At 59.4% G+C, this 23,945-nt stretch carries 17 protein-coding genes; 9 read left to right on the forward strand and 8 right to left on the reverse strand.

Features of this window, described 5'->3' with window-relative positions:
* Positions 1–21 precede the first annotated feature (21 nt).
* Both USDA257_RS30825 and argF read right to left on the reverse strand, forming a co-directional pair.
* Positions 22–1,617, reverse strand: a complete 1,596-nt coding sequence (locus USDA257_RS30825; protein ID WP_037456734.1) for an MBL fold metallo-hydrolase — start codon at positions 1,615–1,617, stop codon at positions 22–24.
* A 207-nt stretch (positions 1,618–1,824) separates the two neighbouring features.
* On the reverse strand, positions 1,825–2,850 hold the full coding sequence (argF, locus tag USDA257_RS30830; protein WP_014857917.1) for an ornithine carbamoyltransferase: 1,026 nt from the start codon (positions 2,848–2,850) through the stop codon (positions 1,825–1,827).
* Positions 2,851–3,226: 376 nt separating this feature from the next.
* Between argF and USDA257_RS30835 the strand changes: the two genes are divergently transcribed.
* Positions 3,227–3,670, forward strand: coding sequence for a hypothetical protein (locus tag USDA257_RS30835; protein WP_014857918.1), 444 nt, complete (start codon positions 3,227–3,229; stop codon positions 3,668–3,670).
* A 107-nt stretch (positions 3,671–3,777) separates the two neighbouring features.
* On the opposite strand, the gene USDA257_RS30840 is transcribed toward USDA257_RS30835, so the two are convergent.
* The gene (locus USDA257_RS30840; protein WP_014857919.1) at positions 3,778–4,518 is read right to left on the reverse strand and encodes a response regulator; all 741 of its coding nucleotides are present in this window, start codon (positions 4,516–4,518) and stop codon (positions 3,778–3,780) included.
* Positions 4,519–4,656: 138 nt separating this feature from the next.
* Between USDA257_RS30840 and USDA257_RS30845 the strand changes: the two genes are divergently transcribed.
* Positions 4,657–5,406 carry a Crp/Fnr family transcriptional regulator gene (locus USDA257_RS30845; RefSeq protein ID WP_014857921.1) on the forward strand — a complete coding sequence of 250 codons (750 nt, stop codon included), beginning with the start codon at positions 4,657–4,659 and terminating at the stop codon, positions 5,404–5,406.
* Between the two features lie 10 nt (positions 5,407–5,416).
* Positions 5,417–7,294, forward strand: a complete 1,878-nt coding sequence (locus USDA257_RS30850) for a PAS domain S-box protein (RefSeq protein ID WP_014857922.1) — start codon at positions 5,417–5,419, stop codon at positions 7,292–7,294.
* A gap of 28 nt (positions 7,295–7,322) precedes the next feature.
* Here the strand turns inward: USDA257_RS30850 and mgtA are convergent, their stop codons facing one another.
* A complete protein-coding gene (mgtA, locus tag USDA257_RS30855; protein ID WP_014857923.1) occupies positions 7,323–9,947 on the reverse strand; it encodes a magnesium-translocating P-type ATPase in 2,625 nt (874 codons plus the stop codon).
* A gap of 172 nt (positions 9,948–10,119) precedes the next feature.
* Between mgtA and USDA257_RS30860 the strand changes: the two genes are divergently transcribed.
* From USDA257_RS30860 to USDA257_RS30870, 3 genes are all read left to right on the forward strand, one after another.
* The gene (locus USDA257_RS30860) at positions 10,120–12,819 is read left to right on the forward strand and encodes a bifunctional acetate--CoA ligase family protein/GNAT family N-acetyltransferase (protein ID WP_014857924.1); all 2,700 of its coding nucleotides are present in this window, start codon (positions 10,120–10,122) and stop codon (positions 12,817–12,819) included.
* Between the two features lie 76 nt (positions 12,820–12,895).
* A complete protein-coding gene (locus tag USDA257_RS30865; protein WP_014857925.1) occupies positions 12,896–13,720 on the forward strand; it encodes a universal stress protein in 825 nt (274 codons plus the stop codon).
* A 283-nt stretch (positions 13,721–14,003) separates the two neighbouring features.
* Positions 14,004–14,837 (forward strand): universal stress protein, encoded by an 834-nt coding sequence (locus USDA257_RS30870; RefSeq protein ID WP_014857927.1) that lies wholly within the window; start codon positions 14,004–14,006, stop codon positions 14,835–14,837.
* Positions 14,838–14,897: 60 nt separating this feature from the next.
* Here the strand turns inward: USDA257_RS30870 and USDA257_RS30875 are convergent, their stop codons facing one another.
* Entirely contained in the window at positions 14,898–15,353 is a 456-nt protein-coding gene (locus USDA257_RS30875; RefSeq protein WP_014857928.1) for a pyridoxamine 5'-phosphate oxidase family protein, read from the reverse strand.
* A 148-nt stretch (positions 15,354–15,501) separates the two neighbouring features.
* Here USDA257_RS30875 and USDA257_RS30880 point away from each other — a divergent pair, with 148 nt between their 5' ends.
* Positions 15,502–16,176 (forward strand): BON domain-containing protein, encoded by a 675-nt coding sequence (locus USDA257_RS30880; RefSeq protein WP_015633538.1) that lies wholly within the window; start codon positions 15,502–15,504, stop codon positions 16,174–16,176.
* A 14-nt stretch (positions 16,177–16,190) separates the two neighbouring features.
* Positions 16,191–18,881, forward strand: a complete 2,691-nt coding sequence (locus USDA257_RS30885; protein WP_014857930.1) for a cation-translocating P-type ATPase — start codon at positions 16,191–16,193, stop codon at positions 18,879–18,881.
* Between the two features lie 14 nt (positions 18,882–18,895).
* Here the strand turns inward: USDA257_RS30885 and USDA257_RS30890 are convergent, their stop codons facing one another.
* Positions 18,896–20,416: a bifunctional aminoglycoside phosphotransferase/ATP-binding protein gene (locus USDA257_RS30890; protein ID WP_037461162.1), complete on the reverse strand. Its 1,521-nt coding sequence runs from the start codon at positions 20,414–20,416 to the stop codon at positions 18,896–18,898.
* A 194-nt stretch (positions 20,417–20,610) separates the two neighbouring features.
* Here USDA257_RS30890 and USDA257_RS30895 point away from each other — a divergent pair, with 194 nt between their 5' ends.
* A complete protein-coding gene (locus tag USDA257_RS30895; protein WP_037456727.1) occupies positions 20,611–21,438 on the forward strand; it encodes a 3'(2'),5'-bisphosphate nucleotidase CysQ family protein in 828 nt (275 codons plus the stop codon).
* Between the two features lie 220 nt (positions 21,439–21,658).
* Here the strand turns inward: USDA257_RS30895 and USDA257_RS30900 are convergent, their stop codons facing one another.
* Both USDA257_RS30900 and USDA257_RS30905 read right to left on the reverse strand, forming a co-directional pair.
* Positions 21,659–22,909 carry an MgtC/SapB family protein gene (locus tag USDA257_RS30900; RefSeq protein WP_014857933.1) on the reverse strand — a complete coding sequence of 417 codons (1,251 nt, stop codon included), beginning with the start codon at positions 22,907–22,909 and terminating at the stop codon, positions 21,659–21,661.
* Positions 22,910–23,128: 219 nt separating this feature from the next.
* The gene (locus USDA257_RS30905; protein ID WP_014857934.1) at positions 23,129–23,806 is read right to left on the reverse strand and encodes a YoaK family protein; all 678 of its coding nucleotides are present in this window, start codon (positions 23,804–23,806) and stop codon (positions 23,129–23,131) included.
* Between the last annotated feature and the right edge of the window lie 139 nt (positions 23,807–23,945).

The raw sequence follows: 23,945 nt of genomic DNA on the forward strand, positions 1-23,945 counted from the left end.
AGTCCGTTCCAGACGCGCGTCTCATGCTTCTTCCTGCAAGGCGCGACGCAACCGGCGGATTACGACTCGACGCGCCTTGTCGTCCGCAGCCTTGGCCAGTTCGTCCTGCAGATCGAGGACGAGCGACTGGAAATCATTGTGCCAATCCGTCCGTCCGGCCAAAATCGGATCGATGCGCGGCGGAGGCATCACTTCGGAGATCTCGACCGCTCTTTGCCGGCTCAGACGAAAAGCGCTGTCCAGCCCCGGTCGGATCAGGTGATCCTGGGGTAGGAAGGTCACGAGGCGTTCCCTCAGCCCCTCAAGTGCGTCAGCCTCTCCATGGACGAGAAAGACACCAGCGCTGATCGGCTGCCGGGCCTGCACCCAGTCGGCAAGCTCTCCGCCATCGGCATGGCCGCTATAGATGTCCAGCTTCCTGATCCGGGCACGGACGCGGATATCGTCGCCCTGTATGCGCACCGTCGAGGCGCCGTCTTCGAGAAAGCGCCCGAGCGTGCCGGCCGCCTGATACCCGACCAACAACACTGTCGCCTCGTCTCGCCAGAGCCAATTCTTCAACCGGTGGCGAATGCGCCCGGCCTCGCACATGCCGCTCGCAGCGATGACGATGTGGAAGCCCCTGATGAAATCAATCGCCTTGGACTGCTCCGCCGTCTCGGTGAAGCGCACGTTCTTCGCCTCGATTGCCCTGACAAGAACATCGCCGTTTTCAAGCTCGCGCGCATGCCGGCGGAAGATCTCGCTCGCGCGTGTAGCAAGTGGAGAGTCGATGATGATCGGGCACTTGGGGACGCCACCAGTTTCCATCAGAAATACGAGGTCGGTAAGCAGCTCCTGCGTGCGTTCCACGGCAAAGGAAGGAATGATCAGTGCGCCGTTCGGATGCGCTGCCGTCAACACCTCGGAGCGCAGGATGTGACGTCGAGCGGCATCGTTCGTTTCGTCGCGCTCGACGTTGCCGTAGGTGCTCTCGCAGATGACATAATCCCAGCCACTCGGCGCTCTCGCATCGAACTGCAGGAGCTTGTGGCGCGGACCGATGTCGCCGGAAAACAACAAACGCAACGGCGACGGTGCGGCATCGATCTCCATCTCGACGGAGGCCGATCCGAGCAGATGTCCGGCATTCCAGAAACGGAAGCGAATTCCCTCGCCCGCCTTCTCCCAGGAGCCGAGGCGCACTTGCCGAAACAGTGTGATCGCGGAAGCGGCGTCGCGTGCGGTGTAAATCGGCGTCACGGTCTGCCGGCCCCGGCGCAGGTTGCGGCGATTGAGCTGGTCGACTTCGCTCTCCTGGATATGCGCAGAGTCCGGCAGCATGACGGAGCAGAGATCCGTAGTCGCGGGCGTCGCGAAGATCGGGCCATCATAGCCAAGCCTGACAAGCTTCGGCAGCAGGCCCGAATGGTCGATATGCGCATGCGTGAGTATGACGGCGTCGATCTTCCTGGGGTCGAAGGGAAAGGGGCGGTAATTCAGTTCCTTTTCTGTCTTCGACCCTTGGAACAGACCGCAGTCGATGAGGATCTTCGTCGTACCGAATTCGACGAGTTGGCAGGAACCGGTAACGGTTCCCGCGGCACCATGAAAACGGATGATCGGTTCAATCGCCACAGCACGGACCTCATCGAAGACAATGTCGAAGCATGCACGCTTGCATCGGCGGGCGACTTGATGCGGATCAAAGATGCAGACCGCCATGCGTCGGCATCAGGCCTGGGCGGCGGCAAGTGGAACGAAGTCCACTCAATCCGGGGGCCTGCTGCATGTTTCCTTAAGTCGTAGCCGATTTCAGGATAAAACATGCAGCGTTTCAAAGCGCTACAGCGTGCCTTGCGCGCTGACGTGGTGCGGGTCTCCAATGGTCGCGACAAGGATCGCCTTGATCGCGTGCATTCGGTTTTCCGCCTGATCGAAGACGAGAGAAGCTTTCGATTCAAAGATCGCGTCGGAGACCTCCATGCAGCCAAGACCGAACTGCTTTGCAACGCGGGCTCCTGCCTTTGTGCTGTTATCATGGAAAGCGGGCAAGCAATGCATGAACTTGCAATGCGGATTTTCGGTGGCCTCCATGACATTCGCCCTGACGCCGAACGGCGCTAGTAGTCTGATGCGCTCCGCCCAGCCCTCCTCCTGCTCTCCCAGCCAAGAAGCCGTGTAAATGAAATCAGCCGCCAGCACCCCGGCGCCCACATGTTCCAGGGCTGTAAACTTCCCACCATGCTTGCGCGCCTCCGACACCACGCCGTCAAGGAAGGACGGAGCGGGCCTGAATATCGGCGGCGAGACCATGCGGAAATCCATGCCGAGCTTGGCCGCGCCCATGGCGAGCGATCTGGCGATGGAGCTGCGACCGTCCCCCACAAAAGCGATCGTGACGTCGCGCAGCTCCTTGCCGGCAATTTCCCGCATCGTCAGAAAATCCGCCAACGCGTGAATTGGATGGGATTCGTCGGTGAAGCCGTTATGGACGGGCACATGAGCGTAGGCCGCCAGCTCCTCCACAACGCTTTGGGCATGACCACAATATTCGATGGCGTCGTAGATCCTGCCGAGCACCCGGGCCGTGTCCTTGATCGATCCGCATTGCCCCACATGGCTTGCGGAAAGCGTCAGGCTGACGACGCGTGCGCCTTGGTCGTAGGCTGCGACTTCGGACCCGAAGAAAGCGCCGGTCGAGTCCCCCTCGCTCACGAGCACAATATTCCTGCCACTGAGCCGGGGAGTTTCGTTGCCGTTTCGCCTCGCCGCCTTCAGCTCGGCGGCGAGCTGCAACAGAAATCGGATTTCCTCTGGTGCGAACTGCTCGAGCGTCAGTACGCTACGGCCGCGAAGATCGATGGACATGACACGCCCCGTCGCCTTAAGTCAGTGGATTGGAACGCGCGCGAAATCGCAACTGTCTGAACCGCGGCTGGTGCAGTTGCCCTTTCTTGCGCTAGAACCACGCCTCTCACGTAATCTAAACAGCAAATACGAGCCGGAAGCTTTGACTCTCATCAAACTCCTGCCGCTTTCACCTCTTTGATGAACGTCAAAGACGAGACCCGCAATTTTCCCGAAAATCTCCTCCAATGCATTGCTCGCGGCGCGAAGTGATGCCGGGGTCAGAGGTAATTTGCAGGGGCTGGGCTCGCTGAGGGTCGCGTCCTGCTGAGGGTCCGCCGTGTTGAGGACAAGGCTCAGCGGGCGCGGTTGAGAAGCGTGTCTTATGGAGAGAAACATGGCTGTCGGCTACTCCGTCGGTCCGGTCAAGCACCCTCAGGTCGACAAAACGTACCGGCTGATCGAGGCGGTCGGATACGACGTCGATTTGCAGGCCTGGCGCGACCTTTGCGCGACGGCATTCGCGCGAAAATGGCCGACGCCATATGCAGAAGAAGTAGTAACCGCAGAGAATCCGCTGGGTTATATCACCGGCGTCTGCATCATGCGCCTGGTGCACAACAAAACGTACGGCAGAATGCTCGACGTGCCGGTGTTCGTCGTCATAAGCGCAGGGGACACGCGCGGTGCGTCCAACGCCCTTCTCGGCTATTTGATGGCGGTCGCTCGCAACAAGCATTGCGGCTTCATTCGCGTCGCCGCACTTGAACCGGCCAACTGGCCTGGGTCGACGGATATGGGGCGGCGAAATGATCGCGGAATCCTCATACCTGTGCAATAAGTCCCAATGCCGGCTGGGAGCAATCTCAGTCGCCGTTGCTACTGCGTGTCTCCCTAAATCGGCGCCGATGTAAGGACAAAAGCATAAAACGATTCAAAGTGGTGAAACTACGCTTCATGCCGTGTCACCCTTGCGCTGAAGACATAGCCAACCCCTCTGACCGACTTGATAAGGCCGGGGAGGCTGGGGTTACGCTCGATTTTGCGCCGCAGCCGTGCAATCTGTGCGTCAATGGTGCGGTCGAAAGCTTCGAGGTTACGGCGCCGTGTCAGATCCATAAGCAATTCACGTTGAAGGACGCGACCCGCGTGCTTCACGAGCACACAGAGCATATCGAACTCACCGGTCGTCAGCAGGATCTCGCTCCCAGTTTCCGACAGCAGTTGGCGACGCCCGATATCAAGACGCAGCCCCTCGAAGCAGTAGATTTCTGACGACTGGTCGCCGAAGCTCGACGATGGCTGAGGTTGGCGGCGACGAAGAACGCCCCTGACTCGCGCCAGTACTTCCCGAAGGTGGAAGGGTTTGGCGATGTAGTCGTCCGCGCCGACCTCCAGCCCGACGACCCGGTCGACCACGTCATCGCGACCGGTCAGCATGATGAGCGGTACATCCGAGCGCGCGCGGAGGTCGCGCGCAAGCGTCAGCCCGTCCTCGCCAGGCAGCACCAGGTCGAGCAGGATGATGTCGATCGATTGTTTATCGAGGCAATCGCGCATCTCCTGTCCGTCGCCGGCGAGGGTTACGTGGTATCCTTCCTCCTCAAAATACCGCGACAGCATTTGTCGAATCCTCAAGTCGTCATCGACTACAAGGATGTGCTCGGGCAATGTCCGGGAACTCGTCATGAAACGCCCCCCACACACGCTGCTTTCTTCGGCGCGCTGTTACGATCTGTTGCAATATAGCACCAAACTTCACATGCGCGTCGTCGTAAGGTTACGGCCCGGCGTTCAACTCTTCCATCATGAATGATGGAGGGAGTCATGAGCGTTCAGGTCCTAAGCATCAAGGATGGTCACGCGGCGACCGCGGGTTCCGTGGGCTTGCCTTCGGCGGATCTTTCTTGCCTTTTCAGCCGACAAGCGCTCGAAAGATTCGAGCCCGGTGAAGCCATCTTTTGGGAGGGTGACGAAGCCACGCATATCTTCGAAGTCGAAGATGGAATGCTGCGAGCGCTGCGTCTGCTTGGCGACGGCCGTCGGATTATCGTGGGCTTCTTACGCACCGGAGATCTCCTGGGTGTGTCGCTCAAGGAGCGATATCTTTACACGGTCGAGGCAATTTCCCCGGTGCAACTTCGCCGCTTCCCTCGTCGCCGCTTTGAAGACGAAGTGGCCCGCGATCCACGCTTGCAGGAGCAGCTATTCTCCAAGCTTCGCGATGAGATGACTGCTGCGCAGGATCAAGCCGTCCTTCTTTCACGCAGGAGTGCCGAGGAGAAGCTTGCCAACTTCCTGCTGCTGATGAAGGAGAGAGGGAACTCGGAGCATCGTGCCATTGTTGACCTCCCCATGACCCGCCTCGATATCGCCAATTATCTTGGCATGACGATCGAGACCGTATCTCGCACTATAACAAAGCTTGCAAACGGCGGTATCATCGCGGCAGCAGGACGCCGCTCGATCAAGGTCTTGAAGATGGAACCGCTTCGACTGCTGGCCGAGGGCGACGAAGGCGAGCACTGGATGCCCCCTCTCGCTCGTCCTGGTCGGTACGCATCCGCAAACGCTTGAAAGACGCCAGATGGAGAAACGGGAATCCAAGATCATCAATGCTCTCGACGGCGCCAACGTGATTGTCCACGCGCCCGACGGAACGATCCGGCAATGGAGCAAAGGCTGTGAGCAGCTTTACGGCTGGTCGGGCGAGGAAGCGCAGGGCAAAATTGTTCATGATCTTCTGTCCACCAGATTTCCCGTGCCGCTCGAGGAAATCCGCAATCACTTGAGTTGTCATGGTGCATGGTCGGGCGAGTTGGTACACAGACACAGCAATGGAACACCTGTGTTCGTCACTAGCCGATGGGTGCAGACGGCCTCTGCAAGCGACCAGGTCGTCGTGCAAACTGATAGCGACATCACGAACCTTAGACGCGCTCAGGCCGATCTGGCGGCGCGAGAGGCACATCTCCGCTCCATCCTCGATACCGTCCCCGAGGCAATGGTGGTGATCGATGAAACAGGCACGATCACCTCCTTCAGCGTGGCGGCGGAACGGCTATTCGGACATGCCGAGAGCGAAGTGGTTGGATTGAACGTCAATATGCTGATGCCCTCTCCCCACCGAGAGGCGCATGACCACTATCTGGACAACTACCTACGCACAGGCGAGCGGCGCATCATCGGAATTGGGCGGGTCGTCACCGGCCTACGAAAGGACGGCACAACGTTCCCAATGGAGCTCTCAGTGGGGGAAGCGATGGCTAATGGCCGCCGCATATTCACCGGCTTCATCCGAGATCTGACCAGTCGCCAGCGCGTCGAGGAGGAGCTTAGGCAAGCCCAGAAAATGGAAGCCGTTGGTCAACTGACCGGCGGCTTGGCGCATGATTTCAACAATCTGCTGACTGTGATCACCGGCAATCTGGAGATGATAGAGGCCCGGCTGCAAGACGAGAAGCTCAGAGGACTCTTGCGAGAAGCTCAGGCGGCGGCCGACGATGGAGCAAAGTTGACAGCACAATTGCTGGCATTCGGTCGGCGTCAGCCTCTTAATCCGAAGCTCGTCGACGTTGGAGAACTTGTCGCTAACTTTTCGAAGCTTCTGTCCAGAACCCTGGGCGAGACCATAGAATTATCAACGATCGTAAAGGGCAGCAGTAATCTCGCCCTGATCGACGTCTCCCAACTTCAAAACGCCCTCCTGAACCTGGGGCTGAACGCGCGCGACGCAATGCCAAACGGTGGCCGCCTGACCATCGAGATTTCGACCACGGCCCTCGACCGTGACTACGCCCAGATGTACCCAGAGGTGCGAATGGGACACTATGTCCTGGTTGCCGTAACGGACACGGGCGTCGGCATGACCGAAGAGATCAAGCGTCGCGCTTTCGAGCCCTTCTTCACCACGAAAGGCACCGGTGCGGGAACAGGCCTTGGCCTCAGCATGGTCTACGGCTTCGTCAAGCAATCCGGAGGGCATATTCAGCTCTATAGTGAGCCCGGTCAGGGAGCGAGCGTCCGCCTCTTCCTACCCGCAACTCGAGGAGCAAGCCAGTCCGCCCAGGTTGGCGCAGGAGAAGATGCGGCCACAGAGCCGATTCCAAGGGGCCATGAGACGATACTTGTCGTCGAGGACGATGCACGGGTGCGCCGAGTCGTAGTCTCGCGACTGCGCGATGCCGGGTATTCCGTTATTGAGGCGGAAGCCGGTGCGCAGGCGCTTCAATTCCTGTCGGAGCATCCGGAAGTCTCTCTCGTTTTTGCCGACATGATAATGCCGGGCGGCATGAGTGGCGACGAGTTAGCCCAGCATGTGCGCGAACTCAGACCCAGTGTGAAAATGCTGTTCACGTCGGGCTACGCCGGGCCGAGCGCTGCCGGCAGGGCGGCAGGAAGTTGGCTGCAAAAGCCCTACACCGCCAGAGAGCTGGCGTTGCGGCTACGAGAGCTGCTCGATTGACGTGCGAGGTGGCAACTGACAAGGCTCGTCAAGCCGAGTCTGGCCTCCTCAGAGCTCTTCGTGAAGCACGAGCTGCAGGATCATACGACCTCCTGTGCAGCCGACTGTCCCACCGAGTGAACCAGTGTTTGGTGAGCTCGGAAGCCAGTAGGTACGTCACCGTGATCAGCAGCAGACCTGTCATTAGCGGCCAAGGCAACGGCACGAACCCGAAATAGCCCGCGAAAGGTGAATAGGGAAGTGCTACGGCCGCGATGGCGGTCGTCAGTGTCAGGAAGGGCAACATTCGGCCCGGCCTGCTCCGCCAGAAGAAGGACCGCGTGCGCACGATCAGCACGATTGCCAGCTCAGTGAGCAGGGACTCGATGAACCAGGCAGTTTGAAAGGTCGCTGGTTCCGCTTTTACCAGCAGAACAAGAGCGGCAAAGGTGACGAAGTCGAATAGCGAGCTCACCAGTCCGAAGCTCACCATGAATCGACGCACGTAGCGAATATCCCAACGGCGGGGGCTGCGCATTTCCTCGCGATCTACCCTGTCGCCTGCAATGGCGAGCGCCGGCACATCAGACAAGAGATTGTTGAGAAGGATCTGTTTGGCGAGCAGGGGCAGAAACGGCAGAAACATGGAGGCGAAGGCCATGCTGATCATGTTGCCGAAGTTTGCGCTGGTCGTGATGGAGATGTATTTCATTGTGTTGGCAAAGGACCTGCGCCCGTCGTCAATGCCACGAAGAAGAACATTCAAATCGCGTTTCAAGAGCACGATATCCGCGGCTTCTCTCGCGACGTCGACGGCCCCATCGACCGAGATGCCGACATCGGCTTCATGCAAAGCGGGCGCATCGTTGATTCCGTCCCCGAGATATCCGACCACATGACCGGCACGGCGCAGCGCCTCAATCACCCGTTCCTTCTGATTTGGGTCGATCTCGACGAAGAGGTCGATATCGGGCGCTCGTGCGAACAGCGAGTCTCTTGTCATTTTCGACAGCTCGCCGCCCGTCAGTATTCTCGACGAGCTCAGTCCGATGGTGTTCGCCAGGTGCACGGCGACATGGCGGTTGTCCCCCGTAATCATCTTTAAGCCAATGCCGCGCTTCGCAAGAACTTTGAGGCTCTCGCTGATGCCCGCCTTCGGTGGATCGAGAAAAAGCAGGAAGCCGGCGAAGCACAGTCCCTTTTCATCTTGCCGACCACATGCTTGCGAACGTGCTATTTTGCGAACGGCCAAACCAAGCACTCGGTAGCCCCCACCACTCCACGAGCGAAATTTCTCGTCGATCGCCTGCCTCGCCGCGTCCGTGAAAGCTGTGGGCGCGTCTCCGTCCAAAATCGAACTGCAAACGGCCAGCACGTTCTCGACAGCGCCCTTGCAAATCAACAGATCGCCATCAGGATCACCATCCTTCCGGACGACGACAGAAAGCCGTTTTCTGACGAAATCATACGGAATCTCGTCCACCTTCGAGTAAAGAGACGAGGAAGGCGGTGCATTTTCTGCCAAGACGATCGCTTCATCGAGTGGGTTCTGTAGCCCCGTTTGCATGGAAGCATTCAACCGCGCCCACAAATAAATTCTCGGGGAAGATTCTCCGCCGACGTCGAGGGAGGCGTCCAGGTGCACAACACCTTCGGTGAGCGTCCCCGTCTTATCGGTACACAGCATGTTCATGCTGCCGAGATTCTCGATTGACTCGAGACGCCGGACGAGGACGCCGCTTTGGGCCATTGTGCGCGCTCCTCGCGCGAGCGTAATGCTGATGATAGCCGGCAGGAGTTCGGGACTGAGCCCGACGGCCAGTGCGATGGAGAACAGCAACGAATCGATCGGTTCGCGTTGAAGAAGCAGATTAGCGAAGAAGACGAGAATAACGATTACCAGCATAATCTCGGTCATAAGATAACCGAAACGGCGAATTCCGCGCGCGAATTCGGTCTCTGGACTGCGCCGTGCAACCGCCGAGGCAATCGCTGCGAATTCTGTAGCGTCACCTGTCCTGATCACGACGACGCTTGCAGTGCCGCTGCGGACCGAGCTCCCGGTAAAGACCGAGTTCGACCTTCCCGACAACGAGGTTCCAGGGTCCACCGTTCCGGGAGACTTGGAGACTGGAAAAGCTTCCCCAGTGAGGACTGCTTCGCTCACGTTGAAGTCGCGTGCTTCGAGAATGATGCCGTCGGCGGGCACAAGGTTGCCCGCGGAAAGTCGAACAATGTCTCCAGGCACGACATCCAACGCCGAAATCACACTCGGCCCTCCGTCTCTGAGCACTGTCGCCTTTTGAGCGATGCGCCTGCGAAGCGCCTCTACGGCGCGCGACGCTCGGTATTCCTGCACGAAACTCAGGGCGCAGCTTACAAGAACGATGAGAATGATAATGAGCGCATCGGTTCGCTCACCCACCAGGGCGGACATGCCGGCTGCGAATACAAGGATAAGAATGAGCGGACTTCGGAATTGCCGGACCAGAACGGAAAGGGCCAGAAACCTCTCTCCCCGCGTCACGGAATTGCGCCCATAACGCTGCAGACGTTCGCGCGCGTCTGCGCTGCTCAAACCCGTTGCACGGGTGCCATACTCAGCCATCAGATCAGAGGCCGGGGCGGCCCAATAGGCGGTCCCTCCTCCATATTCGGATGCTAAGGATCCCATGGAGCCTTCCTGTCGGCATTCGTCTGGAGCAATTCGACAAGGATGAACCGTTGCGATGGCGAATGCATTGCGGAAGGTCAATTTCCAGAAAGGGTTGCGTGCTTTGAGCGCGATCAACGCACCATCGAAACACTACAATATCCTGGTGGGTCACGTAGTTTGAGGTGAAGCCATGACCATTCGCAACCTTCATCACGCCATCGATCCGAAGTCGCTTGCGATTATCGGCGCCTCAACGCGCAGCGGATCGCTTGGCCGGGTTATCATCGAAAACGTGATGGCGGCAGCATTCGAGGGCGAAATCTGGCCCGTGAACCCCAAATACGACGAGGTGGCAGGTCTTCGCTGCTATCGCCGTGTAGCGGACATTCCAAGTGTTCCCGACCTCGCGATTGTTGTCACGCCTCCGAAAACCGTGCCGGCGCTCATCCATGAGCTGGGCGTGAAGGGAACGCGCGCTGCGGTGGTCATCACGGCGGGCCTCAACGCTGACCAAGGTCTGAGACGAGCGATGCTCGATGCTGCGAAACCATTTCTCTTTCGCATCATCGGGCCGAACACCGTAGGCCTCATCGTCCCATCAGCGAAGCTCAATGCGAGCTTCGCGCACTTGCAGGCTCAGCCAGGCGACATCGCGTTGCTTTCACAATCCGGAGCAATCGCGACTTCATTGATCGACTGGGCGGCCGACAACAACGTCGGCTTTTCCAAAATCATTTCTCTCGGCGACATGGCCGATGCTGACGCCGGCGATTTCCTCGACCTGCTGGCTGGCGATCCCAAGACGCGGGCGATCGTCATGTATCTCGAGACCATCCCAAATCCCCGGAAGTTTCTGTCGGCGGCTCGTGCCGCCGCTCGGGTCAAGCCGGTTGTCGCGATCAAGTCGGGCCGGCACGTGGAGGCAGCCAAAGCGGCGGCCACGCATACCGGCGCGCTTTCAGGTGCCGATAAGGTCGTGGACGCGGCTCTGCACCGCGCCGGTATCTTGAGAATCGAAGGCCTTGGCGAATTGTTCGACGCGACGGAAACCATCGCGCGCTTTCCCTCTCTTGAGCGAAGCCGTGTCGCAATAGTCACCAATGGCGGCGGAGCCGGCGTCCTCGCCGTGGATCGGCTGGTGGACTTGGGGTGCGAGCTCGCGGATCTTTCTCCGGACACCATACGCTGCCTGGAGCGAATCCTGCCCGCCGATTGGTCGCGCGCCAATCCGGTCGATATAATCGGCGATGCGTCGCCCGAACGATACAGGGCGGCGGTCGAGATCGTCGCTCCCGGTCCGGGAGTGGACATCCTGATCGTCATGAATTGCCCGACAGCCCTTGCCTCGCCCGTTGATGCCGCTCGTGCCGTCGCCTCCCTTGCGCGGTCCGGGACAATCTCGGGCAAGCCCGTTCTGACATGCTGGTTGGGCGGCCTGACCGCTCGTGAGGGTCGTCATGTGCTGCAGCAGGCCGGGCTGGCAAGCTACGACACACCGTCCGATGCAGCCTTGGCGGTTTCCTATCTCGCCAGATGGTCGAAGGCACAGGAGGCGCTTCTGCGGGTGCCCTCTAGCCAGGCGGCCGAAGCGCCTGCGGACCGTGCAGTCGTCCAATCCATTTTGCAGCGGGTGGCTGGTGAAGGGCGCCATATGCTGAACGAACCCGAAGCCAAGATGGTCATTGCGGCTTATGGCATTCCAGTCCCTCGAACCGTCATCGCAAGCTCGCCGGAGGAGACGGAAAGGGTTGCCGCATCGCTTCTCGAGGACGCGACGAGGGTCGTCGTCAAATTGATCTCGATGTCGATCACGCACAAATCCGATGTGGGCGGCGTCGTCCTCGATATCTTAACCCCTATGGCCGCCCGAGAAGCCGCCGAGGCGATTGTCGCGCGGCTGAAGGCCCACGACCCAGATGCCGTTGTCGATGGCTTTGCCGTCCAGCCGATGATTGAACGCGGACACTCGCGGGAACTAATCCTGGGCATCAGCCGAGATCCAATCTTCGGTCCGGTCATTCTGTTTGGATCGGGAGGCGTTTCCGTCGAGGTGGTCGAAGACACCGCAGTGGCGCTTCCCCCGCTTGACACCATGCTCGCCGGCGACCTGATCGATCGGACACGGATCGGGAGGCTCCTCGCCGGTTTTCGCAACGAGCCGGCCGCAGACAGGGCAGCGATCTGCAAGGCGCTCACTGCGCTATCGCAGATGATCGTCGATTTTCCCTGCGTGCTCTCAATGGATTTGAATCCGATGGTCGCCAGCGCCGAGGGAGTCATCGCGCTCGACGCGCGCATCGAAATCGACCCGCAGGCTGTCGCGCGCCCCGGCCCCAATCGCGATCTCGCGATCCGCCCTTATCCGAGCGATTGGGAAAAGCAGGTCACGCTCGCTGACCGGCTTTACCAATTGCGACCGATCAGACCGGCAGACGCCGCACTCTACCCGGATTTTCTTGCCAAGACATCCGCGGCTGACATCCGGCTTCGCTTTCTGTCATCGCGCAAGCACTTCCAGGACAAGATGCTGGTGAGGCTCACGCAGGTGGACTATGAACGCGAGATGGCCTTCGTAGCTCTCGACAAGCAAAGCGGCACGCTTGCCGGGATTGCCAGACTTTACGCGGACCCCGATCACGAGGCCGCGGAATATGGCTTGCTGGTCAGGACCGACCTGCAGGGGCAAGGACTTGGCTGGGCTCTTCTGGCTCATCTGAGGGATTATGCTGCAGCCGACGGTCTGCAACGAATCGAAGGACTCATTCTGAGTGAGAATTCGAAAATGCTCAGAATGTGCCGCGAGTTTGGATTTGCGATTTTACCGCACCCGGCCGATTCAACCCTAAGGATTGCGACAATGGCGCTGCAGCCTCAGGCGGGAGCTTCTTGACCGGGATCAATGTAGCGGCCCCCATCTGGCGTAAATTGGCTTTCAGAATTCCACGCCGCCTGGGGAGACCAGAGCAATGACCTACAAGACAGTTCTTCTCGTGCTCGATGCCAACCAACATGAAGCTGATCTGACAGCGGCGGCGGATCTCTGCGCCGCGGCAAACGCACATCTCTCGGTCTTTCTGGTGAAGGTCGCTCCGCCTCAGTTCGGAGACTATACGGCTCTCTCGGTCGCATGGCTCGACATTCGGGCGGCCGAAATTGAACAGCTCGACAAGGCCATCGAGGCGTCACGAACGACGCTCAAGGACCTTGGAATATCGTCCGACGTAGCCGGCGAGTACATCGAAACTGCATGGGACGACGACCTGGTTGGAGAGCGGGCACGCTACGCTGACGTTACATTGATCGGGACCAGCATGGATCCCTCGTTGCGGACGCGCGCCATCGAGGGTGCGCTTTTCTATTCGGCGCGCCCAGTCCTGCTTGCAACAAACCGACAATCGGTAACTTTGCTTCCCAAGAGGATTCTCCTGGCCTGGAACTCAAGCTTCGAATCCACAAGGGCCGCTCGCGAAGCGCTCGATATGATGAGAAACGCCGAAAGCGTAAACGTCGTACTGGTTGACCCGACGGCAGCTTCTCGCAGGAACGGCGGAGAACCTGGCGCGGATGTCGCAACTTATCTCTCGCGACACGGCATACATGTGACCGTCGATCGGCTTCCCAGCGCCGGACGCCGGGTCGAGGAAATTCTCAATCAGCATGCGCTGGACACCGCCGCCGATCTGATCGTCATGGGTGCCTATGGGCGTTCGCGCCTTCGCGAAAAGGTGTTCGGTGGTGTAACCAAGGCGATGATCGAGGCACCCATTGTACCGGTGTTGATGGTCCGCTGACGTTCCTCGAGTCAGATTGAAAAAAGGTGCCCGTTCTATGCGATGCTCAGACTGCTGACAGCCCCGTCGGTTTTCAGCAGCGGTGTTTTGGCCCCGTCTGGGTTGGGAAAGGTAGAGGTCGTCTGGATGCGATTTCGCGGCACCCGACCCATTCAACCGCACGGACTCGCAACATTGGTGCCGCAGTCTCAGGCGGGAGCTTCTTGAGAGAGATCAATGTGGCCGTCGTCACGTGGGGTACATTGCTTATGAGAGTGTTAATCGGCTTCGGAGGAGCAAGGAAATGACCTACAAGACAGTTCTTTTGGTGATTGATGCGAACCAAAACGAGAATGATTTAACAGCGGCAGCAGATCTCTGCGCTCCCGCAAATGCCCATCTTTCGGTTCTCCTGGTCAAGCTCGCCGTTCCGCCTCCGCTCGGAGAGTATGCGGCCATGTCGGTCGCTTGGCTCGACGAACGGGCCGAGGATATGCAGCAACTAGATAAGGCGGTGGAGAGAGTCCGAGCAACGCTGAAGGGCCTCGGGATCTCATTCGATGCAAATGGCATCTACTGCGAGACCGCATGGGCCGACGACGATGTCGGCAACCGCGCGCGCTATGCGGACGTTACGTTGATCGGCGCCAGTCTGAAGACGGATTCTCCGTTGCGAGCGCGTGCCATCGACGGAGCGCTCTTCTATTCGGCGCGACCGGTTCTTCTCGCAACCAATCGCCAATCCGTCACCTTGCGTCCGAAGAAAATTGTTCTCGCATGGAACTCGACCATGGAAGCCGCGAGAGCGGCCCGCGAAGCTTTGGAAATCATGGAGAGCGCCGAGGAAGTGAATGTCGTTCTGGTCGACCCAAGCGCGGCTTCAACCAAAAGCGGCGACGAACCGGGTGCCGATGTCGCCACCTACCTCGCTCGCCACGGCATCAAAGTGACCGTCGATCGGCTTGCGAGCGGAGGGCGCCGAGTCGACGAGGTTCTCAACCAGCATGCAATTGATACCTCTGCCGATCTGATCGTCATGGGGGCGTACGGGCACACACGTCTTCGCGAAAGGATATTCGGAGGCGTTACCAAGGCGATGATCGAGGCACCCATTGTACCGGTGTTGATGGTGCACTGAACACTTGCCTGCCAAATCGAAAGGAAGGCCCCGCATTACGCTGCGCTTTCCTGCTTGCGGTCATGCTTCACCTTCGAATGCGGCTCGGCCAGTCATGTCTTCAATGTCGACACTGAAGAAAATATGCGGCGAAGCTGCTACGACGCCTTGTGGTGCGGGCTTCAATCCACCCGGCTCCCACCAATTTGGCCGCGACTCTAGCAGCGACCAAGCATGCATGTACTCTCTCTGCCAGCGCCCTTCGTGCGACAACTCCTGGTAACGACCAAAAACCAGGACGCTTTTCCATCGGCGCTCACCTGAAAACTCATCGACTTGAAGGCACACATGCGGGTTGGCGCGCATCCAGTCGATCTTCTGACCAGGCATCGAAAAGCAATAGAGGCAGTTGCCAGTGTAAGCATAAGTGACGGGCACGATATAAGGTCTTCCTTCCTTGCAGCAGGCAAGACGAGCCACGTGAGCGGCCTCGACCACGCTATTGCATTCGTGACGGGACAATTCCTTGATGAGCATGATCTCCCCTCCTTAAGACGTGGACCGATGAGTTGAGGTTAAATCTCCATCGGGCGTTCGTGCCTTGACGTCCCTCAAAGACCGTTGGTCGGGAATGGCCAATACTTATACCATCGTTTGGCTACTGGCTGAGAGGAAGGAGACGATCATGAGCGACATTCGCCTACGCCAGGATATTTTGGATGAACTCGAATATGAACCCAGCATAGACGCTGCGAACATCGGCGTGACGGTTGAAGACGGCATCGCCACTCTGACCGGCCACGTTCACAGCTTTGAGGAAAAACACACTGCCGAACGGGTTGCCCAAAGAGTGAAGGGCGTACGCGCGATCGCCGAGGAAATTGTCGTGCGTTTGCCAGAGAACAAGAAGGCTGCCGATGACGAGATCGCCAGCCGCGTGGTAAAAATCCTTGCTTGGGGAGCCGCAATCGCCGACCTCAAGGACATCCAAGTCAAGGTCGAAAACGGTTATGTGACCCTGGAGGGAACGGTCGACTTTCATTTCCAGCGCTCTGCAGCCGAGAGCTTGGTGCGTCGCTTGACGGGCATCACGGGTATCGACAACCGCCTCAGGATCCGTCCCATGCTGGATGTGCTCGACATCAGGCATGGCATCAGAGAGGCGCTCAAACGCAATGCTGAGATCGAAGCCGAAAACATCGACGTAGAAGTATCCGGCAGTCATGTCACCTTGCGGGGGAAGGTTCAAAGCCGGCGCGAAAGGATCATGGCGGAGCGAGCGGCCTGGTCGGCACGAGGCGTGACGGCGGTTGAGGATCACTTGACAATCGAAGAACCCAAGGGCCGATTCAATTCCTGAATGGAGCGCTTCGGATGACCTACGCGACCCTCCCCGATCTTACTTCGCGCAGGGAAGCCCTTGTCGGTAGCGAGGGTGTCGGACTTACAGAAGAGGAGGCTCGCCTTCGGCTTGCGCAATTTGGCCCGAACAGCCTTCCCGAACCGCGAGCCTCCTCGCTCGCGATCACTTTCGTGCGCCAGTTCCGCAGCCCTCTGATCTACATTCTGCTGGCTGCGGCACTGGTATCTCTCCTATTAAGCGATCTGCAAGATGCGCTGTTCATCGGCATCGTACTCATCGCGAACGGCATCATCGGGTCTCTGCAGGAGCACACCGCTACCAAAGCCGCCTTGGCGTTGCGCCGGCTTGAACAGCCGTATGCGAACGTCATCCGCGATGGACGCTTGCGGGAAATCGACGCTCGGCTCCTAGTGCCGGGCGACAGGGTGGCCATTGAGGCGGGCGGACGCGTGCCGGCCGACATCAGGCTCCTGTGGGCGACCGATCTCGTTTGTGACGAGTCCCTGCTCACCGGCGAATCAGCACCGGTGCACAAATCCGGTCCGGTCCAGGCTGCTCCCGGAGAGGGCGAGCGCCCCATGGCGTTCGCGGGCACGCTCGTCACGCGTGGTCGCGGACGCGGCGTCGTCGTCGCGACCGGTGCGACCACGGAGATGGGAAAGATTGCCGCCGAAATCGGCAAGGCATCCTTTGCCAAGCCTCCCTTGATGATCCGTTTGGAACGCTTCTCCCAGCTCATCGCCTGGATCGTCGCGGCTGCCATCGCTCTTCTCGTCCTTGTTGGAATTGCGCGCGCGATGACGCTCAACGAGCTGTTCATGATGTCCGTTGGCCTCGCGGTGAGCGCGATCCCTGAAGGCCTGCCGATAGCGATCTCGGTCGCGCTGGCAATCAGCATGCGCCGTATGGCCAAAGCACACGTCATCGTACGCCGAATGCCGGCAGTCGAAGCGCTTGGCTCCTGCACCATGATCGCCACCGATAAGACCGGCACATTGACGCTCAATGAGCTAACCGTGACCGATATCCGCTTGCCGGACGGCACCGATATCGTCTGCGATACGGGTGCTGATCTGGACGCCTGCACGATCCGGGGCGACGGAACCCCTCCCGCAGAGGCGCGGAAACGTGCCATTGCCTTGCTTAAGGCCGCGTCGCTGCCCAACGAAGGATCGCTCGTCAAGGAAGCGAACGGCTGGACCGCCGTCGGCGATACGGTCGATGTTGCATTGCTGGCAGCCGCCCACAAGGCAGGGCTGCCGCGCGAGGCGATCGAGGACGACTATCCTCTCGTCGCCCGCATTCCCTATGAGCCGGACCTCAAATATGCTGCCTCATTCCACCGCCACGCAGACAGTATTCGCATCTTCGTCAAAGGCGCCGCGGAAACCTTGATCGACATGGCCGACCGCATGGATATGGCTGGTCGTGCCGAACCGATCGATCGGGAGCTCCTCCTCAGGCAAAAGGTAGAGATGGCCGCGCGTGGCCTGCGGGTGCTGGCCTTCGCGGAGGGCGAGACGGCGATCGAGGCAGATGGAGGCTTCGGCCGGCATCTCCTCGTCGATCTGGTCTTCCTGGGCCTTGCCGGAATGCAGGATCCAGTGCGGCCGGAGGTACCGCAAGCAATTCGCGATTGCCACACAGCAGGCGTGGACGTGGCGATGGTCACCGGCGACGACCCGAGAACCGCGGCGGCAATTGCCTCAGAGGCCGGACTGATCTTCACCGATAATCAGGTGGTCACCGGCGAAGAAGTCCGCAGGGCCGAGGAAAAGGGACAGGAAAGTCTCGACGGGCTGACCCGCGATGGTCGCATCTATGCGCGTGTTGCCCCCTCGCAAAAGCTGGCGATCGTCCTCTCGCTGGCCCGCAACGGGCATTTCGTCGCCGTCACCGGCGACGGCGTCAATGATGCGCCGGCGCTGAAGCACGCGCATATCGGCGTGGCGATGGGGCGCAAGGGCACGGAGGTCGCCAAGGAAAGCGCCGACATCGTCATCACCGACGACAACTTCGCCTCGATCGTCAGCGGCATCCGGGAGGGCCGCGTCGCCTACGCCAACATTCGCAAAGTCATTTTCATGCTGATGTCGACAGGTGCTGCGGAACTGCTGCTGTTCCTGCTGGCGATTCCCCTCGGCATGCCTATGCCACTTCTTCCCGTGCAGTTGCTCTGGCTCAATCTCGTGACCAACGGCATCCAGGACATTGCGCTGGCCAGCGAAAACCCGGAGGGCGACGAGCTCAGCCGCGCGCCGCGCCGGCCGTCCGAACCGATTTTCGATCGGCTAATGATCCGGCGCATATGGCAATCCACGCTCGTTATGGGCGCGGGAGGTTTCGCGATGTTCTACGTTCTGCTGAAGCAGGGTTATGGCGAAACCGAAGCCCGCAATCTGCTGCTGTTGTTGTTCGTCCTTTTCGAGAACTTCCAGACCCTCACGAGCCGTTCCGAGCGCAAATCCATTTTCGCGCTAGGGTTCCTTGCCAATCCCCTTCTGCTTGCCTCTATTGTAGCGGCACAGGCACTCCACATCGCCGCCATGTATACCCCTTGGTTGCGAGAGGTCCTGCGACTGTCGCCCATATCGCTGCTGGAATGGGCGATGCTGCTCCTAGCCGCATCGTCAATCTTCTTCGTCATGGAATTCGACAAATGGCGGGTCCGCAGCAGGCCCGCCGACATGCGCGCCTCGTGAGTTCAGCACCACAGTCAATCACGGCTGAGCTTCAGGATATCCGCGACGATGTTGTCCGCCGAGCGATCGGCATCCATCCGGTGCCAATCAAGGTCCCCCACGTCGTAAGCCAGTTGCCGGCAAAGGACATTCAGATCCGCATCGGAGGGCCCTGCGGTCCTTTCGGCAACGCGGCCGCGAAGGACGGATGGGCTCGCGTCCAGCCAGATAGCTGTGTATGGCACATGTGCCTCGCTCGCTGCCGCCTCGATGCGCTGACGATTGGCGAACTTGTCGAAGACGGCTTCCGCGACCACGGATCCTCCTGCGCGCAGGATCGAGAATGTGCGGCACGCCATCTCGCCGTAGACCTTCTCGGAAATCTCCGGACGATAGGCGTCCGCAGAGAGTCGCGTTTCGGCCACAACTCCGTACATCGCCTTGCGGATACGATCGCTTTCGATAATTCTCGCGCCCGGAGGCGAACCGATTTGCGCAGCCAATATCTCTGACACAGTCGTTTTGCCGGAACCACTCAATCCGCCAATGACGATCAACCGGGGCGACCTCTTTTCCAGCAGGAAGAGCGCCAGGTCGAAATAGGATCGAGCCTCGACGGCGAGCGCGTCCGACCGCTCGCCGCTTTCTTCAATCTGGGTTGCTGTGACATGCGCCCTCACGGCAGCGCGGATCGCCATGAAGTAAGGCAGCAGCACGAAGCCATCCTCGTCGCCCGATTCGTCGAGATACCGGTTCATGACCAGATTGGCGAATTGCGGAAAACCGCGATGCCAAAGATCCATCAGCAGAAAGGCAAGGTCGTAGAGCGTATCGATAGTGGCAATCTGGTCGTTGAACTCGATGCAGTCGAACAGCCGCGGTTCGCCATTCAACAGGCAGATATTGCGCAGATGCAGGTCACCGTGGCATCGCCTGACCTTGCCTGCGGCCTCACGCGCATCGAGAAGCGGTGCATAAGCTACCAGGTTGCGCTCGAAAGCTTGTTCGAAATCGGCAAGCTCGACGGGGTCGAATAGCCGGCTCGTGGCAAAACCGGCGGCATTAATACGGAGCACGGCGGCAATGTTCGCGGAGCCGGGTCCCTGATGAACGATCTTGGCCCCCTTATGAAAGCGGGCGATCATGCGTGCCGTCCGGGCCATCAGTTCGGCATCAAGCTTGCCGCCAACGGCCATGCGATCGAACAACGCCGCCTGATCGAAACGGACCATTTCGATGGCCGCGTCGACAAGCTCGTCGCCCTTGTCGAAAGAAAGCCGGCCATCGCGGCCGCGCATGATCCGCCGCACGCCGAGGTACAAGCCCGGTGCAGTGGCGCTGTTCAGAGCCACCTCCTTTTCACAGGCTGCAAGCCTCAATTCCGCCGTCGAGAAATCTACATAGGGCAGCTTCACCGCTCGCTTCATCTTGTAAGCGCGATCGCCGGAAAGGAAGATGCAAGAGATGTGCGTCTCGATGATCTCCACCTTATCCGCGCCACGCACGTGAGGCGCGCTCAAAAAGGCGACGACCTCCGCCTGATCCTGGGTAATCATAAAAGGCGCCTTTCTGTCCGGCTGGGACTGTCTCGCCGATCTGTAATTCATCGTGACGGAGCGCGAACTCTCGTCGCGTCGCAGAATGAAACGATGATGAACGCCACAAGCCTGCGCCTCATTGATGAGAGTCAAGGAACCATGACGCAATGGCGGTACGATCAGGCTTTCGCGGCTCGGGAGGAAATACGACAGTGGATGAGAAGGCAAGAAAGGATCTCGTTGAGAGTCTTCTGCCGGTGGTCAGAGCGGCAGGCGCAGCTATCTTAGCGCATCGCAGGACGCCGCTCCCATTCCGCTTCAAAAACGACGCCTCACCCGTTACTGTTGCGGATCTTGAGAGTGAAGCGATCATACGGCGAACCTGCGCAGGCCTCTTTCCGGCCATTCGGCTCGTAAGTGAAGAAGACGCGTCGAGCTATGAAGCGGGTATTCCTTCCACTTGCCTCCTCGTCGACCCTTTGGACGGGACCAAGGAATTCATCTCAGGACGAGAGGATTTCACCGTCAATATCGCTCTGATAGAGAATGGGGCACCGTCTGCCGGAATCATCTTCGCGCCGGCGCTTGACCGAATGTTCTTCACCAGCGGCTCGGGGAAGCTCGTCGTCATGGATCACGAGGACACCCGCGAAATTCTCGGCGGTGTGGTGGCCGACCAACGCGCGCAGCCGCTGATTCTCACCAGTCGTTCTCACCTTGATCCGCACACAGCAGAGGTTGTTAAGCACTTGCAATCGACCAATGTTCGGCAGGTCGGTTCCTCGTTGAAGTTCGCTCTCATCGCCGCTGGCGAAGCAGATCTCTATCTCCGGCTTGCACCGACGATGGTTTGGGACAGCGCCGCCGGACAAGCATTGATCGAAGCTGCCGGTGGCGTCGTTCTGCGCCCGGACGGCATCCGGCTGCCCTATCTGGCTGAGATGAAGAATGAAGGATTCGTCGCCGCATGCACAATATCTCTCGCTGAGAGGGTCCTGATGCTCATACGCAGTCTTCGCAACACGGGGCCACCGGACTGATCCAGAGCTGCAGCGGCGATGTTTTAAATCGTAGCTGATTTAAGGACAAAACACGCAGGAATTCAAAGTGCTACAGCGTCCTTTGTGCGTTTGAATAGACGTAGGCGCTATTGCGCTGCGGCGCGCCGACCGCATAGAAGCTGGAGAGACTAAAATGAGTGAGACCCCGAACCTTCGATCTCGCTCTCCGCAACGGCAGCGGTGAAGACTGGACGCTCATTTAGCGGACAATGAAGAAATAAACCGCGACTCCGGTACCTGCGGCGAGAAGCGATACAGTGGCGAGCGATGCCCCATAGCGTAGTGTTCCAGACGTCATCGCAACCAATACCCTTCCGCCTGCGTTTGCGAGTACTGCGACGAGCACTGCGGCCGCGACAATCTGCAGCGGTGCCGCTCCGCCGCCGGCGCGAAGCGCCGTCAGTATCGCCACATCGACGTCGAATAACCCTGACACGGCCGAAATCGCGATCAAGCTATTATTGCCCATACCGGTCATCAAGGCCGCGCCGGTCGTAGCGGTCAGGGCAAACAGGCCTGCAAAGATAAGAAGCGGAACGAGCTCAAACGGATTCCGCGAATTGACCGGCTCGTCGGCGGTAGGTGGAGATTTGGTCATCAGAGCGGCACCACCGGCGGCGAAAATGGCCGCAGCCGCGATGATCGGTACGGCGACCACGGGCAAGACGCGCGGGGAGACGAGAAGGACGACCGCCAGCACCCGCAGTAGCGATACGACGGCTGCTATGCTTGCCGCTCCCGCCAATGCCGTAGGCTCCTCACCAGAGCGTGCTTTCTGACCGAAGCTAGCCGTCACGGCAGTCGACGAAACAACCGCGCCCACCAAGCCGCCCACCAACAATCCTCTTGACGAGCCAAGCAAGCGAACCGCGACGTAGCCGATAAATGAAATGGTGGCGCTCAGGACCGTGAAGAGCCAGATTTCACGTGGATTAAAACCGCCCCAGGGGTCAATGGCATGGTTTGGGAGAAGAGGCAGCCCGATCGCGGTCATCGCCGCCAGCACGAGAGCCGAACGCAGTTCGATCCATGACAGTTTCTTGAGAAGGTTGTGCATTAGCTCGCGGCTGGCGAGCACGCCAGCGAGTGCAGCCGCGCCCGCCGCCGCCACCCTGTAATCGCCAGTCACCGCCAATCCGCCGAGCGCGAAAACCGCTAATCCGGCAATGACGCCGGTGACGCTGAAATCCTCATCGTGTCGCGCCTCGCGCAGCTTGAACCAGGTAAAACTCAGCGCGAAGCTCATGAAACCTGCGGCAAAGATGAGGTCGCTCCGCTGCGCATCGGACAGTGCCGCCAAGATCCCCCCAAGCAGACCCGAAATACCATAGGTGCGGATGCCTGCCGTGCGGCTGCCTGCCGGCGCTTCCCTTTCCCGCCATCCTCGCTCAAGTCCCACGAGCAGGCCTATTGCCAGAGCAAGCCCTAAACGGAGAATAAGAGCTTCCATTCGCTTTCGGCTTCGCCCCCGTGCAACATGCAGCAATTCAAAGTGCTACAGGACCTTAGCGCGTCTGAAAAGACGCACGGCGCTGTATTGTCGCCGCCCCTGGAAGCGCAAGTCTTGAGGCATTTACTCCGGTGAATCAGGCCGGACAGCATATCCGATTTGGAGCGGCCGGCCAGCGCGCGTAAGTGGGCCCTCGGTAAGCTCACTTGCGCCAATACACTAACGGTGTTGAATGAACCTGCTTTGCCAGCGCCGGGGTATTTGGATCGCGACTGCTGTCAATGACAGGGCTGCAGCCGACGGTAACCATAGGGCAGGGTTGCCCACTTGTTGAACAAGGGCTGCCCCTGAAATGGCTCCTGCCATCATGCCGAGCCACGGCACGATTTGGATGACCCAATGCGTGTTGCGGATGCCCATCGCCCAGCGTCCCAAACCTCGTCCGAAGCGTGACAGTGCCCCGGTAACATATGTTAAGCCAACCGGCAGCCCTTCGATCTGCTCGACAGAGGCGTTGATCGCTCCCATCGCCAGAATAAGCAAAAGGAACCGGAGCTCTCTTTGATCGGATAACAGGGCTGCGCATGCGAGCAGAACGGATACAAACAGCAAAACAGCTTGCGGCCTGAACCTGATCGAGACCATCACTCCCGCGGCGTTCCCTATCACGAAGGTGATCAGGCCCCCGATGAGAAGCACTCCCCGCGCGACGTCGCCCTGGATCAGGGCGACGGATGCGCGAGTCGTGTTGCCACTCATGAACGACACAAAATCCCCGAGGGACATAAGCCCTATGGCATCCGTCATGCCTGCGAGGAACGATATTGCAGCGACAAGCGCCAAACCAACAGAACTCCTCTGACGCTTAATGATGCGCCGCCGCCGCTGTACCGTCATTTGTGATGATCCAAAATGAAACCCCTCCAAGCAAAGCAAACACCGCCCGCTGTTGCAAGCTCACGATACGCTCGGCCGCGGTTAGCATTCCTGCGGGGCATTGCGCGGGATCAAGGCAACGATCCTGTTATCTTATATC

This window comes from Sinorhizobium fredii USDA 257, from assembly GCF_000265205.3.
GTDB classification, from domain to species: domain Bacteria; phylum Pseudomonadota; class Alphaproteobacteria; order Rhizobiales; family Rhizobiaceae; genus Sinorhizobium; species Sinorhizobium fredii_B.